We start from the raw sequence: 16,466 nt of genomic DNA on the forward strand, positions 1-16,466 counted from the left end.
GCCGGGGGCGGGTCAGCTGTGCTCGTCCTCGATCCCCATCAGCCGGCGGCCGGCCTCGGTGATGGAGCCCGACAGCGACGGGTAGATCGCGAAGGTCTGGGCGAGGTCGCCGGCCGTGAGCCCCTTGGTGACCGCCAGCGCGATCGGCAGGATCAGCTCCGACGCCCCCGGGGCCACCACGACCCCGCCGATGACGACGTCGGTGGAGCGCCGGGCGTAGAGCTTCACGAAGCCGTCGTGCAGGTCGCCCATCTTGGCCCGGGCGTTGGTGGCCAGCGGCAGCCGGACCACCTCGACGTCGGCCCCCTCGGTGAGCGACTTCTCCTGCACCCCGACCGTGGCGATCTCGGGGTGGGTGAAGACGTTGGCCGCGACCGTCTTGAGCCGGATCGGCGCCACCGCCTCGCCCAGGGCGTGCCACATCGCGATGCGGCCCTGCATCGCCGCGACCGAGGCGAGCTGGAAGACGCCGGTGACGTCGCCGGCGGCGTAGATGCCCGGGACGGTGGTGCGGGAGACCCGGTCGACCAGGATGTGCCCGGCCTTGGTCACCTCGACCCCGCACGCCTCCAGGTTCAGCCCGTCGGTGTTCGGCACGGTGCCCACGGTCATCAGCGCGTGCGAGCCCTCGACGACGCGGCCGTCGGTCAGCTCGACCCGGACGCCCTTCTCGGTGCGCAGCACCTTCTCGGCCCGGCCGCGCTCGGCGATCCGCCCGCCGCGGGACTGGAAGACCTCCTCGACCACGGCGGCGGCGTCGGCGTCCTCACCGGGCAGGACCTGGTCCCGGGAGGAGACCAGGGTGACCGGGACGCCGGCCTCCAGGTACCCGGAGGCGAACTCGGCGCCGGTGACGCCCGAGCCGACGACGACGAGGTGCTCGGGCAGCTCCTCGAGGTCGTAGACGTCGCGCCAGGACAGGATCCGCTCGCCGTCCGGCTCGGCGCCGGGCAGCACCCGGGGGTCGGCGCCGGTGGCGATGAGGACCACGTCGCCCTCCAGCTCCTCGACCACCGTGCCGGCCCGGTCGAGCACCTCGACCCGGTGCGCGGCCAGGCCGCGCTCCTCGTCGGAGAGCCGGCCCTGGCCGCTGACCAGCCGGACGCCCTCGGACTCCAGCCGGGCGTGGATGTCGGCGGACTGGGCGACCGCCAGCCCCTTGATCCGCTGGTTCACCGCCGCGAGGTCCAGGCCCACGGTGCCCAGGTCGTTGCCGCGCAGCCCGAGGACGGCGGAGTCGCGGACGGCCGTCATGGCGCCGGCCGCGGCGATGAGCGTCTTGGACGGGACGCAGTCGGTGAGCACGCTCGCACCCCCGACGCCGTCGCGTTCGATCACGGTGACGTCCGCACCGAGCTGGGCGGCGACGAGCGCGGCCTCGTAGCCGGCCGGGCCACCGCCGATGATGACGATGCGGGTCATGTGTGCTGGTCTCCACTCTGGTCCGGTGATCGGTCCCCATTGTCCCCGCTGCCGGCCACCGACGCGGGGAGGCCCCGGTGCAGGGCGCTCGCTATCGTCAGCGGGATGGCCCTCTACGCCGCGTACGGGTCGAACATGGACCCGGCGCAGATGCTGCAGCGCTGCCCGTCCTCCCCGTTCTCCGGCACCGGCTGGATCCCGGGCTGGCGGCTGACCTTCGGCGCGGAGGAGTTCGGCTGGGACGGCGCGCTGGCCACCCTCGTCCCGGTCGACGACGGCTCACCGGGCGTCTTCGTCGCCCTCTACGACCTCACCGAGGCCGACGAGCGGACGCTGGACGCCTGGGAGGGCGTCGACCACGGGCTCTACCGCAAGGTGCGGCTGCGGGTGCACACCCTGGCCGGCGACGTGGTGGCCTTCGCGTACGCGCTGGACGCCTTCGAGGGCGGGCTGCCCTCGGCCCGCCACCTCGGCGCGATCGCCGACGCCGCCGAGGCCGCCGGGGCACCGGACGACTACCTGCTGGACCTCCGCCGGCGCGACTGCCGCTCCACCAGCACCTGACGCCCCACCCGTCGCGGGCGTCGTCCGCGGGCGGCGGGCGGCCGCCCCGCCCCGGTTACCCTCGAGCCGCCTGCGGTTCCGCTCCCCGTCCCCTCAGCCAGGCAGAGGATCAACGTGTACACACTCGTGCTGCTCAACGGCGGCAGTGGACGGCGGATGGGTGCCCCGCAGCCCAAGCAGTTCATCAAGGTGAACGGCATCCCGATCCTGGTGTACTCGCTGGTGGCCGCCGACGCCGTGCCGGAGATCGACCAGATCGTGCTGAACTACCCCGAGGGCTGGCGCGACGACGTCGCGGGCCTGGTGCACGACTACGCGATCCGCACCCGGGTCGACCTCGTCCCCGCCGGCGCGACCCGGCAGGCCTCCGTGGCCGCCTCGCTGGACCTGTGCGCCCACGACGACGTGGTGCTGCACGAGGCCGCCCGCCCGCTGGTCCGGTCCGCCGACTTCGCCCGGCTCATCGCCGCACCCGAGCGGAACGTGAGCTACATGGCCCCGCTGTCGTTCACCGTGGCGCCGGTCGACCCGGCGACGCACCGGGTCACCGGGTACCTGGACCGCGACCAGCTGCGCAACGTCCAGCTGCCGCAGAAGTTCAGCCTGGCCGACCTGCGCAAGGCGCACGCGTTCGCCGCCGGGCAGGACGTCGTCTTCACCGAGGACGCGACGCTGCTCGCCGCCGCCGGGCTGGAGGTCCACTTCGTGGACGGCGCGGACACGAACATCAAGGTGACCACGCCGACCGACATCCACCTGGCGGTCTCCCTGCTGCACGCCCAGGCCGACGATGAGTGACCGCCGGCGCACGGTGCTGGTCACCGGTGCCTCGCGCGGCATCGGCCTGGCCACCGCCGAGCGCTTCGCCCGCCGGGACGACGTCGAGCAGGTCGTCCTCGTCGCCCGCGACTCCCCCGCCTTCGACGCCGCGGTCGCCCACCTCACCGAGGTCGCCTCCCCCGCGGTGAAGGTGTGGCCCTACCGGCTCGACCTGGCCGACCGGGCCGGCGTCCTGGAGCTGGTCGACCAGGTCCACGCCACCCATGGCAACGTCGACGTCCTGGTCAACAACGCCGGCTACACCAAGCCCGAGCCCGTGCACCAGATCGACTTCGCCGAGTTCGAGCGGACGATGGCGGTCAACCTGTACGCGCCGTTCAGCGTGATCCAGGGCCTGCTGCACGCCGGCAACCGGTTCAGCCTGATCGTCAACATCGCCTCGACCGCCGGCCTGCACGGCCGGTCGGGGTGGCTCACCTACTCGGCGTCCAAGGCAGCGGTGATCAACATGAGCGAGGTCCTCCGCGAGGAGCTGGCCATCTACGGCACCCGCGTCGCGTGCATCTCCCCCGGCCGCACCGCGACCGACCTGCGCCGCACCCTGGCGCCCGAGGAGGACCCGACCACGATCATGCAGCCCGAGGACGTCGCCGCGGTCATCGAGATGCTCAGCACCGACGTCGGCAGGTTCGTCGACAGCACCAACCTGGTGGTACGGCAGTGAAGCCCGTGGACGAGCAGCCGACGACGGCCGCTCCGCGCAAGAACGACCTGTGGGGCCAGGTCATCCGGTTCGGCGTGGTCGGCGCGTTCAGCGCGATCGTCGACCTCGGGGTCTACACCCTGGCGCTGCACCTGGGCCTGTGGGTGCACGCCGCCCGGGCGCTGAGCTTCATCTGCGGCACCAGCACCGCCTACGCGCTCAACCGCCGGTGGGCGTTCGGGGTGGAGGGCGGCCGGCGCCGGGCGCTCGGGTTCGTGCTGCTCTACGGGACGACGTTCTTCGTCATCCTCGGCGTCAACGCGCTGGCCCTCGCCGTCCTGCCGGACCGCTGGTGGACGGTGACGCTGGCCTGGGCCATCTCGCAGGGCTTCGGCACGGTCTGCAACTTCGTGATGCTGCGGACCGTCGTCTTCAAGGACTGAGCCGCTCAGCCCGCCGGCCGTTCGAGGAACGCGTCGAGCAGCCGGCGGGCGGCCAGCGCCGGGGTGAGCCGGCCCGCGGTCACCGCCGCCTCCAGCTCCGGGGTGAGTGCCCGGACGCCGGGGTCGCTGCGCAGCCGGTGCTCCAGGCCGTCGCGCACCATCTGCCAGACCCAGCGCACCTGCTGGGCCCGGCGCCGCTCGTCGAGCTCCCCGGACGCACGCATCCGGTCCTGGTGCTCGACGACCTTGGCCCAGACCTCGTCGAGCCCCTCCCCGGTGAGCCCCGCGCAGGTGAGCACCGGGACCTCCCAGCCGTCACCGCGCCCGCGCAGCATCCGGATCGCCCCGCCCAGCTCGCGGGCGGCGCGGCGGGCGTCGACCTCGCCGGGCCCGTCGGCCTTGTTCACCGCGATGACGTCGGCGATCTCCAGGATGCCGCGCTTGATGCCCTGCAGCTGGTCACCGGTGCGGGCGAGGGTGAGGAACAGGAAGGAGTCGACCATCTCCGCGACGGTCACCTCCGACTGGCCGACGCCGACGGTCTCCACCAGCACGACGTCGTGACCGGCGGCCTCGACCACCACCATCGACTCCCGGGTCGCCTGCGCCACCCCGCCCAGCGTGCCGGCGGTCGGCGCCGGCCGGATGAACGCGCGCTCGTCGACCGCCAGCCGGGACATCCGGGTCTTGTCGCCCAGGATCGACCCGCCCGACCGCGCCGACGAGGGGTCGACGGCCAGGACGGCGACCTTGGAGCCGGCCGCGGTCAGCGAGATGCCGAGGGTGTCGATGAACGTCGACTTCCCGACCCCGGGCACGCCGCTGATCCCGACCCGGCGAGCCCCGCCGGCGTGCGGCAGCAGCGCGACGAGCAGCTCCTGGGCCGCCTCCCGGTGGTCGGCGCGCCGGGACTCGACCAGCGTGATGGCCCGCGCCATCGCCCGCCGGTCCCCCGCCAGCACGCCGTCCGCGAGCCCTGCGACGTCCACCCCCGGGGCTTTCTGTACCGAGAGCCCCGGGCTTTCGGTACCGGAAGCCCGGGAGTCGCTCACGAGTGGCCGAGCCGGGCGGCGAGCGTGCGGAGGAGGTCCTGGGCGGCGTCGGCGATGACGGTGCCGGGTGGGAAGACGGCGGCGGCGCCCATCTCGCGCAGCGTCGGGACGTCGTCGGGTGGGATGACCCCGCCGACCACGACCAGGACGTCGTCGGCGCCGAGCGCGGCGAGGGCGTCGCGCAGCGCGGGCACGAGAGTGAGGTGGCCGGCGGCGAGGGAGGAGACGCCGACGACGTGCACGTCGGCCTCCACCGCCTGGCGGGCGACCTCGTCGGGGGTCTGGAACAGCGGGCCGACGTCGACGTCGAAGCCGAGGTCGGCGAACGCGGTGGCGATGACCTTCTGGCCGCGGTCGTGGCCGTCCTGGCCCATCTTGGCCACCAGGATCCGCGGGCGGCGGCCCTCGGCCTCGGCGAACTCCGCGGCCATCGCCCGGGTCTCCTCCACGGGCGCCGATCCTCCGGCTTCGTCGCGGTACACACCGGAGATGGTGCGCACCTGCCCGGCGTGCCGGCCGTAGACCGCCTCCAGCGCGTCGGAGATCTCCCCCACCGTGGCCTTGGCCCGCGCCGCATCGACGGCGAGCTTCAGCAGGTTCGCGTCCAGGTCGTTCCCACGTCGTCCCTCCGCCGCGGCCCGCGCGGCGTCGGTCAGCCGGGCCAGCGACTCCCCCACGGCACGGGAGTCGCGGGAGGCGCGGAGCTCGGTCAGCCGGGCCTTCTGCTGGGCCAGCACGTCGGCGTTGTCCACCCGGAGCACGTCGACGGCCTCGTCGGCGGCGACCCGGTACTTGTTGACCCCGATCACCGGCTGCCGGCCGGAGTCGATCCGCGCCTGGGTGCGCGCGGCGGCCTCCTCGATGCGCAGCTTGGGGATGCCGTCGTCGATCGCCTGCGCCATGCCGCCGTGCGCGGCGACCTCCTGGATGTGCGCCCACGCGCGGCGGGCGAGGTCGTAGGTGAGGCGCTCCACGTACGCCGACCCGCCCCACGGGTCGATCACCCGCGTCGTCCCCGACTCCTGCTGCAGCAGCAGCTGGGTGTTGCGGGCGATCCGGGCGGAGAAGTCCGTGGGCAGCGCGAGCGCCTCGTCCAGGGCGTTGGTGTGCAGCGACTGGGTGTGCCCCTGGGTGGCGGCCATCGCCTCCAGGCAGGTGCGGACGACGTTGTTGTAGACGTCCTGGGCGGTCAGCGACCACCCGGAGGTCTGCGAGTGGGTGCGCAGCGACATGGACTTGTCCTTCTGCGCACCGGCCTCGCGCACCAGCTTGGCCCACAGCAACCTGCCGGCGCGGAGCTTGGCGACCTCCATGAAGAAGTTCATGCCGATGCCCCAGAAGAAGGACAGCCGGGGGGCGAACACGTCGACGTCCATGCCCGCGGCCTTGCCGGCCTGCAGGTACTCCACGCCGTCGGCGAGGGTGTAGGCCAGCTCCAGGTCGGCCGTCGCCCCGGCCTCCTGGATGTGGTAGCCGGAGATGGAGATCGAGTTGTACCGCGGCATCTGCGTGGAGGTGAACGCGAAGATGTCGCTGATGATCTGCATCGAGGGCTTGGGCGGGTAGATGTAGGTGTTGCGGACCATGAACTCCTTGAGGATGTCGTTCTGGATCGTCCCCGTGAGCTGGTCCGGGCTCACCCCCTGCTCCTCCGCGGCCACGACGTAGAGCGCCAGCACCGGCAGCACCGCGCCGTTCATCGTCATCGACACGCTCATCCGGTCCAGCGGGATGCCGTCGAACAGCTGCCGCATGTCCAGGATCGAGTCGATCGCCACCCCCGCCATCCCGACGTCACCGACCACCCGGGGGTGGTCGGAGTCGTACCCGCGGTGGGTGGGCAGGTCGAAGGCGACGGAGAGCCCCTTCTGCCCGGCGGCCAGGTTGCGCCGGTAGAACGCGTTGGACTCCGCCGCGGTGGAGAAGCCGGCGTACTGCCGCACCGTCCACGGCTGGGTCGTGTACATCGTCGGATAGGGCCCGCGCAGGTACGGGACGATGCCGGGATAGGTGCCCAGGAAGTCCACGTCGGCCAGGTCCGCGGCGGTGGCCAGCGGCGGTACCGCGATGCCCTCCGGCGTCTCCCAGGTCGCCTCCGCCACGCTCCGCCCGGTCGCCGCCTCGTACGCCGCCGTCCAGTCCTCACCCGTGGCGTGGACGGTGGGCCGGCCCAGCTCCAGGTCGCCGAAGTCGGGGATGCCGCTCATGTCGTGACCTCCTCCTGCTCACCGAGAGCGCGCTTGTGGTGGATCCCGAGCTGGTCGAGGACGGTTGTCAGGACGGCGATCGCGTCGCAGCCGGCGTACACGTACCCGTCGACGCCGTCGATCCCCAGGGACGGCGGCCCGGCGAGCCACACCTGGGCTGCGCCGGCGGCCCGCAGCTCGGCGGCCAGCGCCGCGGCACCGTCGGCGTAGTCGCGGTCGGTGCCGCAGATGCAGACCACGGAGGCCCCGTCGAGGCTCGCGGCGCCGTCACCGGTGGTGGTCTGCAGGCCGCCGGCGCCGAAGAGGTTGGCCGCGAACGTCGCCCGGGCGGTGTGCCGCGCGACCGGGCCCAGGGTGGCCAGGTGCACCCGCGGCCGGGGCTCGACCGCCTCGACCGCGTCGCGCAGGTCCTCGAACGCCGCGGCCGCCCGCACCCGGGGCAGGCCCCCGGACGGCGGGGCGGCGGCCGGACGGCGGGAGGGCAGCACCTCCGCGGGGTTGGGGAACTCGCTGACCCCGGTGAGCGCGTCGGCGCGGGTGGCCAGCCGCCGCTCGCGCTCGGACCAGGCCGCGGCGATCCGCTCGCCGACCAGGCCGGAGTCCAGCGCCGCGGCCAGGCCACCGGCCCGCTCGATCTCGGTGAACCACGCCCACGCGGTCTGGGCCAGCTCCTCGGTGAGCGACTCGACGTACCAGGAGCCACCGGCCGGGTCGAGCACCCGGGCCAGCGACCCCTCCTCCACCAGCAGGCTCTGGGTGTTGCGGGCGGTCCGCCGGGCGAAGGCGTCGGGCAGGCCGAGAGCGGCGTCGAAGGGCTGCACGGTGACGACGTCCGCGCCGCCCACCCCCGCGGCGAAGCAGGCCACCGTGGTGCGCAGCATGTTCACCCACGGGTCGTGCCGGGTGGTCATCACCGACGAGGTCACCGCGTGCTGCCGCATCGCCCGCGCCTGCGGCGACGCCCCGCTGGCCTCGCCCACCCGGTCCCACAGCCGGCGGGCGGCCCGCAGCCCGGCGATCGTCGTGAACTGGTCCGCCGACGCGGAGAACCGGAACTCCAGCTGGCCGAACGCCTCGTCCACGCCCAGCCCCGCGTCGGTCAGACCCCGCAGGTAGGCCACCCCGGCGGCGACCGCGCAGCCGAGCTCCTCCACCGCCGAGGCGCCCGCGTCGGCGAACACCGTGCCGTCGACCACCACGCTGCGCCACCCGGCCGGCGTCCGGCGGGCCAGGTCGGCCAGCCCGGAGAGGTCCTGCGCCTGCCCGGTCGCGGCCTGCAGGCCGAGCGGGTCCAGGCCCAGGCAGCCCCCCGGCGCCAGGTCGGTGCGGCCCTCGACCAGGGCGAGGAACGCCTCGGCCGCCGGGACACCACCGGACAGGGTCAGCGGCGCGAGGTCCAGCAGCACGTCGGCGAGCACGTCGCCCAGCGACCCGACCGGCACCGCGCCCTCGCCGAGCACCAGCCACAGCGAGGAGACGCCGTTCTCCAGGTCCGCCGCGATCGCCTCGCGGGTGGCTGCGACGTCCGGGTCGGCGTGCCGCTGCCGGACGTCCCAGCCGGCGGGCACCTCGGTGTCGGCGCCAGCAGCGGCGGTCACCCCCGCCGCACCGGCCCGGGCGCCGCGCACGAACGGCGGCAGACCGGGCACCCCGGCCAGCGCCGGCAGGTCGCCGGCGTCCTCGGCGGTGTACAGCGGGGCGACGCTGACGCCGGTGGCGACCGGCACCCGCAGCGCCTCCTCGACCGGGTCGGGCAGCTCGTCCCGGCCGGCCTTGCGGAGCACCCCGGCGACCAGGTCGCGCCACTGCGCCCGGCTCGCGGCCGGGAACTCCCCGGCGAGCTCGAGCACCGCGGGGGCCGCCGGTTCGGCCGGCGGCGCTCCCTCGGGTCTCGCGGTCTGCTGGTCGGTGGAACGCATCGTCGGGTCCCTGCCTCTCAGGTGCCTGTGCAGCCTCTACCCGGGCACGTTACCGAGCACCGCAGCGGCGTCCGCCGTCAGCGCGTGCAGCGCGGTGCGGGCCATCAGCCGCACGCCCACGTCGATCGCCCGCTCGTCGACGTCGAAGGTGCCGCGGTGCAGGTCCAACGGCTCGCCGGAGCCGTGCGTGCCCAGCCGGGCCAGCGCGATCGGCAGCACCTCGGCGAACCAGCCGAAGTCCTCCCCGCCCATGCTCTGCGGCGACTGCGCCAGCCCCTCGCCGCCGACCGTCTCCAGCGCCGCGGAGCGCAGCAGCGCGACGCTGCGCGGGTCGTTGACCACCGGCGGCACGCCGCGCACGTACTCGATGTCCACCCCGGCGCCGGAGAGCTGGGCCACCTCGGTGACCAGCCGGCGCACCAGGTCCTCCGCCTCGCTCCAGACCGCGCGGTCCAGCACGCGCAGCGTGCCGCGCAGGGTGCCGGTCTGCGGGATCGCGTTGGGCGCCACCCCGGAGCTGACCGCGCCCCAGACCAGCGAGACGCTGGAGCGGGGGTCGACCAGCCGGGACAGCAGCCCCGGCACCTCGGTGACCACCCGGCCCAGCGCGTGCACCAGGTCGACGGTCAGCTGCGGGCGGGCGGTGTGCCCGCCGGGCCCGGTGAGCGTGACCTCGACCCGGTCGCAGGCCGCGGTGATCGAGCCGGTGCGCAGGCCGACCATGCCGACCGGCAGCGACGGGTCGCAGTGCAGCGCGAAGGCCCGGCTCGCGCCGGCGAGCAGGCCCTCGTCGACGACCTGCAGGCCACCGCCGGGCACCTGCTCCTCGGCCGGCTGGAAGACGCAGCGCACCGTGCCGGGGAACTCCTCCAGCGCGGCCAGCGCCAGCGCGACGCCGAGCAGCACGGTGGTGTGCACGTCGTGCCCGCAGGCGTGGCAGAGCCCGTCGCGGGTCGAGGCGTAGGGCACGTCCTTGAGGTCGTGCAGCGGCAGCGCGTCGATGTCGGCCCGCAGCACCACGACCGGGCCCTCGCCGCCGACGACGTCGCAGACCAGCCCGGTGCCGCCCATGAGACGCCGCGGCTGCAGCCCGGCGGCGGCCAGCCGGGCCTCGAGGAAGGCGGTGGTCTCCCGCTCGGCGAAGCCCAGCTCGGGGTGCGCGTGCAGGTGCCGGCGGACGGCGACCAGCTCGTCGTGGTGGGCCCGGGACCAGGCGTCCACCGCCGCGCCGGCGTCGTCCCCGGGCCGGTCGGTCACGTCGCCCTCCCCCGGCACCGTCACGGGCGGGCCGGCGACGCCGCGGGCAGCCCGTCGCGCATCTCGGCCAGCAGGCTGTCCACGACCGGCAGCAGGTCGCCGTCGGCGGCGGCGGCCACGGCCCGCTGGCGCTGGTAGGAGGCACCGACGGCGAGCACCCGCGTGACGTCGGCGAGCTCGGCCTCGCAGCCGAGCCGGCGGGCGACCGGCATGAGCTCCTCGACCAGGTGGGCGATCTCCTGCCGGACCGGCGCGACGGTGCCCTGCTCGTCGACGACGATCTCGGCGTCCAGCCCGTAGCGGACCGCCCGCCACTTGTTCTCCCGCAGGACCCACTCGGTGGGCGCGGGCAGCGTGTAGCCGCGGTCGAGCTGGGTGTCGAACTGCTCGACCAGGCACTGCGCCAGCGCGGCGACGGCACCGATCTCGTCCAGGGTGGGCAGGCCGTCGCAGACCCGCAGCTCCACGGTGCCGAAGTCCGGGTGCGGGCGGACGTCCCACCACACCTCGCGGACGCTCTCGATGGCCCCTGCCCGGATCAGGGTCTCCATGTACTCCTCGAACTCGGCCCAGTCGGCGAGCTGGTGCGGGAGCCCGCCGGTCGGCATCCCCTCGAAGACCTTGGTGCGCGAGGAGGCGAGCCCGGTGTCGCAGCCGGCCCAGAACGGCGAGGACGCCGACAGCGCGAGGAAGTGCGGCAGGTACTGGGACAGCGCGTTGACGATCGGGATCGCCTTCTCCGGCGACTGAACGCCGACGTGCACGTGCACCCCGAAGATCTGCAGCCGGCGGGCGAGCCACTGCATCCGCTCGACGAGCTGGGCGTACCGCTCCTTCGGCGAGATCTGCTGGGAGTCCCAGCGGGTGAAGGGGTGGCTGCCGGCGCACATCACGCCCAGCCCGCGGCGCTCGGCGGCGGCCACGACCTCGGCCAGGGTGCCGGCCAGGTCGGCCTTGGCCTCCCCCACGGTGGTGCAGACGCCGGTGATGATCTCGATCGTCGACTGCAGCAGCTCGTGCTTGGCCTTGGGGTGCTCGTCGAGGCCGTCGGGGGTGATGTCGGCGAGGATCTCGGTGGCCCCCGCAGTGAGCTCGCGGCTCTGCGGGTCGATGAGCTGGAGCTCCCACTCGACGCCCAGGCTCGAGCGCTCGGAGGAGTGGAAGGGAATCTGCACGCGGCGAGTCTAAGGACGACCACGATCACCCGCCGGACGGCGGCCGCTCCCACCCCTCGCGGCGCCAGGCAGCGGCAACCGGACCGCAACCCACCGGATGAGGACCACAACCGCCTCCGGCTGTGCTCAGGGCGTCGCCGGGACTCCCCCGGCCCGCTCTCCGGAGGTCCGGCCATGTCCACCCGCCGATCCGTCCTGCAGCGCACCGCCGCGCTCACCGCCGCCGCCGTCCTCGCCACCGGGCTGGCCGGTGCAGGCCCCGCCGGGGCAGCCGCCCCGGCACCGGTCGCCGACCCCACTGCCTGCGCGGCCCTGCTGGCGCAGGTGCTGTCCTGGCCAGGGGGCGTCCACGCGCCGGGCAGCCCGCAGGTCGTCTCCGACGCCTACGAGAGCCACCTGCTCCGGCAGCCGGCGTGCCGGGCCCTCCCCGCAGGCTGACGTCCCGCCGACCGAGGACTGGGGTCAGCCGAGGTCGCTGCAGGTGGGTCCGACGTCCCGGCCGGGCAGGTAGCGGTCCCGCTCGGCGGCGGTGAGGTCGCGGCCGACGACCGCGCACGCCTCGGACAGCCAGACGGCGGGGTCCAGCGGGTACCGCCAGCCGGGGCGCTCGCCGCTGAGGACGACGACCTCCTCCACCGGCGACGGGACGAGGTGGGCGAAGCCCCCACCGGGCACGGCGGACCCGGGCAGCCGCCGTGCCCGCACGAGCCCCCGGTCGACGTCGAACAGCGACACCGTGCCGTCCCGGCCGGTGGTGACCACGGTCCGGCTGTCGGGCAACCACTCGACCTGCAGCAGCGACTCGTCGTGCACGGCCGCCGGCTCCCCCACCGGCCGCCACGTGGCCGTGTCGAACACGTGCAGCAGGCCTCTGTCTCCCCCGGCGGCCAGCAGGCTGCCGTCGGGCGAGAAGGCGAGCGCCCCCACCAGGTCGAACACGGCCAGCGGCACCGCTCGCTCGACGTCCAGGGTGCGGGCGTCGAGGAGCCGGATCCCCGGCTGGAGGGTGCTCCCCAGGGCGATCAGCCGGTCGTCGGGCGAGGTCGCCATCCCCTCCGCGGGACCCTGGACGTCCACCGGTGGCTGCGGCTGCCACGTCCCGGTGTCGACGACGAGGAGCCCCCCTGCCGCGCCGTCGAGGACGGGCCCCTCCGCGCACAGCAGCAGCCGGGCGCCGTCGGGCGTCCAGCCGGCGCAGTAGACGACGGTGTCGGGCGGCAGCGGCACCGTGGTCACCACCTCGCGGGTGCGGGCGTCCAGCACGGTGACGCCCCGCACCCAGGTGACGGCGACCAGGCTGCGGTCGGGGCTGACCGCCACCGACGAGCCGAAGGCCAGTGGCAGCGTGTCGCCCACGGGCACGGAGTCCACGACCCGTCCGGACCTCGGGTCGAGGAAGGTGGCCTCCACGCTGACCGTCTCGGGGCCGGCCTCCCCGACGCGCGCACCAGCGCTGGTCCCCGGGCGGGTCGGCGCGACGACGAGGCGACCGGGCTCGACCACCTGCGGCCGGTTGGAGATCCACCGGCCGTCGAGGCCCGGCACGGACCGGCCGAAGCCGCCGTCGGCGGACATGTCCCAGCTGATGACGGTCTCGTCCTTCGACATCGTGACGACCCGGCGCTCGTCGACGGTCACGGCGACGACGTCGCCGCCGTGGCCGGTGAGCTCCTCGCGCTGGGACCAGCGACCGCTGGTCCGGTCGACGTCCCAGACGACCACGGCGGGGCCGTCCCCGACCGTGACCGCCCAGCTCCCGTCGGGGGCGACGGCGATGTCCCGCACCGGCTGGTCGTGGGCATCGAGCTGCTGGACCGCGGTGCCGTCGCCGTCCAGCAGGGTCACCCCGCCGTCGGCCCACAGCTGCGCCGCACCCCGGGGCAGCGCCAGGACGCCCGCGCTCGCCTCCGGGCGGGCCGGGGCAGTGGCGACGGTCGTCCGCCCGTCGGTCATCCCGATGAGCAGCGGCGGCTGCGCGGACGCGGCGTCCCACAGGACGGCGGAGCTGCCGTCGTCGGCGAAGGAGACGGCCAGGTCCTCCACCGCACCGGGGAAGACGCCGCCGACACCGGTCTGCCGGGACGCACCGTCCGCCACGTCGACCTCGGTGACGCTCCAGCCCGTGGCCGTGTCCGGCACGGCGTCGTCCGGCGCGGCGTCGCCCGGGACGGCCACGACCAGGTGGACCAGCCGACCGTCCGCACTGAACGCGCCGCCCACCGGGAGCCCACCGATCGCCGGACCGTCCGCGACGAGCCGGGTCGACCCGTCCGCGGCGACGGTCCGCAGCCACGGCCCGTCGTCGTCCTGACCGGCGACCATGAGCACGTCCTCCGTCGGGGAGGGGTCCGACAGCCGTCCTACGCCCCAGTCCCGGGGGGCGTCCAGGACGACCGGCGGTGTGGCCGAGCCGACCCGCCACACCGAGACGTCGGCGCCCGACTCGAGGAACGCCACCCGGCCACGGTCGGCGAGGTGGACCGCCCACGGGTAGCCGTCGAAGCGGACGACCTGCTCCACCCGCCGGTGCTCGGTGAGCGCAGCGAGCAACCCGTCCTGCGTGTCCGGGGTGTCGGCCAGCCGGACGGCCTGGGCGGCCAGGAGCAGGGAGTGGTCGAGCGTGTCGGCGTTGGCCGACAGCGCGGCCAGCCGGTTCGCGTCGGCCGCCAGCGACGTCCGCTGGGCGTCCTGCCGGGCGACCACCGCCAGCACGGTGGTGATCAGTGCGAGCACGAGGACGACGGCCAGCGCTCCCGCAAGCCGGCGGGTCCGGTGCCGGGCCGCGGCCTCCCGGTCGCCGCGCTGCCGGGCCTCGGTGAGCTCCTCGTCGGCACGGGACCGCGACGCGTCCAGGAACCCCCGCTCCACCGGGGTGAGCTCGGCGTCGGCGCCGGCCGCCCAGTCGAGCGCGGCCGACAGCCGGGCACCCCGGTAGAGCTCGTCGTCCGGGCGTCCGCCGTCCGCCCAGTCCCGGGCCGCCGGGGCGAGGTGCCGCCGCACTGCGCGGCCGGCCGCGTCGTCCTCCAGCCACCCCGCCAGCCGGGGCCACCCGCTGAGCAGCGCCTCGTGCGTGACCTCGAGCCGGTCCTCGTGCACCGCGAGCAGCCGGCGGCCGACGAACGCCGCCACCACCGCCCGTCGCGCCGCCCCGGTGTCGCTGTCGAGGTCCAGCTCCCGCAGCGGGACCGGGCGCCGGACGAGCGCTCCGCCGTCGCCCGGGTCGGCGAGCCGCACCAGGAGGTGGTGGGCCTGCTCCCGACCGGCGTCGTCGAGGGCCGCGTACGCCAGCTCGGCGGAGCGGGTCAGCGCCCCGGCCACCCCGCCGGCCCCGAGGTAGCCCGCGAGCGTCAGCCGGTCCCCGAGACGCCGCTCCCAGGTCCCGACGAGCGCCGTGGACAGCAGCGGCAGGGCGCCCGGCTCACCCAGCACGTCGGCGACCACGGCGTCCAACAGCTCCGGGTCGGCGACCAGCCCGACGGTCCGCGCCGGCTCACGCACGACCTCGCGGAGCTCCGGGTCGGTCAGAGGCGGGACGAGGACGACCGCGGCGTCGAGCCGCTCCGCGAACGCGGCGTGCTCGGCGAGCCGTCCCACGTGGTCGCCGCGGACCACGGCGATGCAGCGCACGACGACCCCGTCGTCGAGCAGGGCGAGCACGGCGTCCAGGAACGCCGTCCGCTCCGCCGGGTCGGCCCCCGGCGACCAGAGCTCCTCGAACTGGTCGCAGACGAGGACGACGGGTGCGGCGGGCGGCGGGTCCCCCGTCAGGCCCGCCAGCACGTCGACCGGGCGCGGGCCGGGGGTGACCACCACCGGGAGCCACGTCCCGCTGCCCGGCAGGACCCCCTGGGCGAGGGCCGGGAGCAACCCGGCCCGCACGACCGAGGACTTGCCCGCCCCGCTCGAGCCGGAGACGACGAGCAGTGACCGGTCCACCAGCCGGGCCACCAGCCCCGTGACGAGTCGCTGCCGACCGTGGAACAGACCGGCGTCGGCCTCCTGGTAGGCGGCCAGGCCCTTGTACGGGCAGGGCGCCGGGTGCGCGGGGGCGTCGGGGAGCTGCGGCGGGGCTCTCCCCGCCGGCAGCTCCAGCCGGGGGTCCTGCGCCAGGACGGCCGTCTCCATGTCGCGCAGGGCCGGCCCGGGGTCCGCCCCGATCTCCTCGGTCAGCAGGGCGCGGGCACGCCGCCCGGCGGCCAGGGCGTCCGCCTGCCGGCCGCCCCGGTAGAGGGCCAGCATGAGCAGGCGCCACCAGTCCTCGCGCAGCGGGTTCTCCGCGACCAACCGCTCGAGCTCGGGGAGCACCTCGGTGTGCCGGCCGAGCTCGAGCCGGGCCTCGATCAGCCCGGCGAGAGCGCCGGCCCGGACGTCGGCCAGCCGCGCCCGCTCGGCCTCGGCGAAGGGGGCGTCCGGCCAGTCCGCGTAGGGCTCACCCCGCCACGCGCCGACCACGGCGTCCAGTTCCCGCAGCGCTCCGGTGGCGTCGCCCGACGCGAGGAGCGCGTGGCCCCGGGCAGCCCGGTCGACGACCTGGAGCGCGTCGATGCGCGACCGGTCCAGGGTGAGGGCGTACCCCGGTCCCCGCCGCACGACGTACCGCCCGGTCGACCCCTTCGGGCGACCTGGCTCCAGGGCGGTGCGCAGCCGGACCACGTGGGCCTGCAACGACCGCCGGGCCGACGCCGGCGCGGAGCCGTCCCACAGCGACTCGACGATGCGGTCGACGCTGACCACCTCGGGCGCGCCCGCGGTCAGGACGGCGAGGAGCAGGCGTTCCTTCGCGCCGGGTACCGGCACCGGCGCGGTGTCGTCCGTCAGGACCTCCAGCGGTCCCAGGACCGCGATGCGCATGGCGGCACGGTAGCGCCGGCGGGGGGTCGCGGCGGCCGTTCCGCCGCGGCGACGGTGCCGGTCGTTCCCGCCGCGGGCCGGTCCGGTGCGCTG

12 protein-coding genes are annotated in these 16,466 nt (G+C 75.3%); 5 read left to right on the forward strand and 7 right to left on the reverse strand.

The genetic code is table 11. From position 1 onward, the window contains the following. Nucleotides 1-12: 12 nt before the first annotated feature. Nucleotides 13-1,422: an NAD(P)H-quinone dehydrogenase gene (locus MODMU_RS22590; RefSeq protein WP_014742714.1), complete on the reverse strand. Its 1,410-nt coding sequence runs from the start codon at nt 1,420-1,422 to the stop codon at nt 13-15. Nucleotides 1,423-1,527: 105 nt separating this feature from the next. On the opposite strand from MODMU_RS22590, the gene MODMU_RS22595 reads away from it, so the two are divergent. The 4 genes from MODMU_RS22595 (at nt 1,528) to MODMU_RS22610 (ending at nt 3,912) form a co-directional block, all read left to right on the forward strand. Beyond that, nucleotides 1,528-1,986, forward strand: coding sequence for a gamma-glutamylcyclotransferase family protein (locus MODMU_RS22595; RefSeq protein WP_014742715.1), 459 nt, complete (start codon nt 1,528-1,530; stop codon nt 1,984-1,986). 114 nt (nt 1,987-2,100) lie between these two features. Continuing rightward, a complete protein-coding gene (locus MODMU_RS22600) occupies nt 2,101-2,784 on the forward strand; it encodes an IspD/TarI family cytidylyltransferase (protein ID WP_014742716.1) in 684 nt (227 codons plus the stop codon). Continuing rightward, nucleotides 2,777-3,490, forward strand: coding sequence for an SDR family NAD(P)-dependent oxidoreductase (locus MODMU_RS22605; protein ID WP_166503585.1), 714 nt, complete (start codon nt 2,777-2,779; stop codon nt 3,488-3,490). Before MODMU_RS22600 ends, MODMU_RS22605 begins: the two co-directional genes overlap by 8 nt. Beyond that, a complete protein-coding gene (locus MODMU_RS22610) occupies nt 3,487-3,912 on the forward strand; it encodes a GtrA family protein (RefSeq protein ID WP_166503586.1) in 426 nt (141 codons plus the stop codon). The genes MODMU_RS22605 and MODMU_RS22610 overlap by 4 nt, the downstream gene beginning before the upstream one ends. A gap of 5 nt (nt 3,913-3,917) precedes the next feature. Here MODMU_RS22610 and meaB read toward each other — a convergent pair whose 3' ends face one another. Genes meaB through MODMU_RS22635 form a run of 5 tightly spaced genes read right to left on the reverse strand, consistent with a single transcriptional unit; the run spans nt 3,918 to nt 11,522 of the window. After that, nucleotides 3,918-4,901 carry a methylmalonyl Co-A mutase-associated GTPase MeaB gene (gene meaB, locus MODMU_RS22615; protein ID WP_014742719.1) on the reverse strand — a complete coding sequence of 328 codons (984 nt, stop codon included), beginning with the start codon at nt 4,899-4,901 and terminating at the stop codon, nt 3,918-3,920. A 59-nt stretch (nt 4,902-4,960) separates the two neighbouring features. Beyond that, on the reverse strand, nt 4,961-7,171 hold the full coding sequence (scpA, locus tag MODMU_RS22620; RefSeq protein WP_014742720.1) for a methylmalonyl-CoA mutase: 2,211 nt from the start codon (nt 7,169-7,171) through the stop codon (nt 4,961-4,963). Then, on the reverse strand, nt 7,168-9,090 hold the full coding sequence (locus tag MODMU_RS22625) for a methylmalonyl-CoA mutase subunit beta (protein WP_014742721.1): 1,923 nt from the start codon (nt 9,088-9,090) through the stop codon (nt 7,168-7,170). Before MODMU_RS22625 ends, scpA begins: the two co-directional genes overlap by 4 nt. A gap of 36 nt (nt 9,091-9,126) precedes the next feature. Then, nucleotides 9,127-10,347, reverse strand: coding sequence for an amidohydrolase (locus tag MODMU_RS22630; protein ID WP_166503587.1), 1,221 nt, complete (start codon nt 10,345-10,347; stop codon nt 9,127-9,129). Between the two features lie 20 nt (nt 10,348-10,367). Beyond that, entirely contained in the window at nt 10,368-11,522 is a 1,155-nt protein-coding gene (locus MODMU_RS22635; protein WP_014742723.1) for a glutamate--cysteine ligase, read from the reverse strand. 174 nt (nt 11,523-11,696) lie between these two features. Between MODMU_RS22635 and MODMU_RS22640 the strand changes: the two genes are divergently transcribed. Continuing rightward, nucleotides 11,697-11,960, forward strand: a complete 264-nt coding sequence (locus tag MODMU_RS22640) for a hypothetical protein (RefSeq protein ID WP_014742724.1) — start codon at nt 11,697-11,699, stop codon at nt 11,958-11,960. Between the two features lie 24 nt (nt 11,961-11,984). Here MODMU_RS22640 and MODMU_RS22645 read toward each other — a convergent pair whose 3' ends face one another. Beyond that, nucleotides 11,985-16,373: an nSTAND1 domain-containing NTPase gene (locus tag MODMU_RS22645; RefSeq protein ID WP_014742725.1), complete on the reverse strand. Its 4,389-nt coding sequence runs from the start codon at nt 16,371-16,373 to the stop codon at nt 11,985-11,987. Nucleotides 16,374-16,466: the final 93 nt, after the last annotated feature.

The sequence above is a fragment of the Modestobacter italicus genome (assembly GCF_000306785.1).
In the GTDB taxonomy this organism is placed as follows: Bacteria; Actinomycetota; Actinomycetes; order Mycobacteriales; family Geodermatophilaceae; genus Modestobacter; species Modestobacter italicus.

What these genes read in the sequence shown, in the direction of transcription:
- MODMU_RS22590 (WP_014742714.1), bottom strand. Translation starts at nt 1,422, where the DNA reads ATGACCCGCATCGTCATCATCGGCGGTGGCCCGGCCGGCTACGAGGCC.
- MODMU_RS22595 (WP_014742715.1), top strand. Translation starts at nt 1,528, where the DNA reads ATGGCCCTCTACGCCGCGTACGGGTCGAACATGGACCCGGCGCAGATG.
- MODMU_RS22605 (WP_166503585.1), top strand. Translation starts at nt 2,777, where the DNA reads ATGAGTGACCGCCGGCGCACGGTGCTGGTCACCGGTGCCTCGCGCGGC.
- scpA (WP_014742720.1), bottom strand. Translation starts at nt 7,171, where the DNA reads ATGAGCGGCATCCCCGACTTCGGCGACCTGGAGCTGGGCCGGCCCACC.
- MODMU_RS22625 (WP_014742721.1), bottom strand. Translation starts at nt 9,090, where the DNA reads ATGCGTTCCACCGACCAGCAGACCGCGAGACCCGAGGGAGCGCCGCCG.
- MODMU_RS22640 (WP_014742724.1), top strand. Translation starts at nt 11,697, where the DNA reads ATGTCCACCCGCCGATCCGTCCTGCAGCGCACCGCCGCGCTCACCGCC.
- MODMU_RS22645 (WP_014742725.1), bottom strand. Translation starts at nt 16,373, where the DNA reads ATGCGCATCGCGGTCCTGGGACCGCTGGAGGTCCTGACGGACGACACC.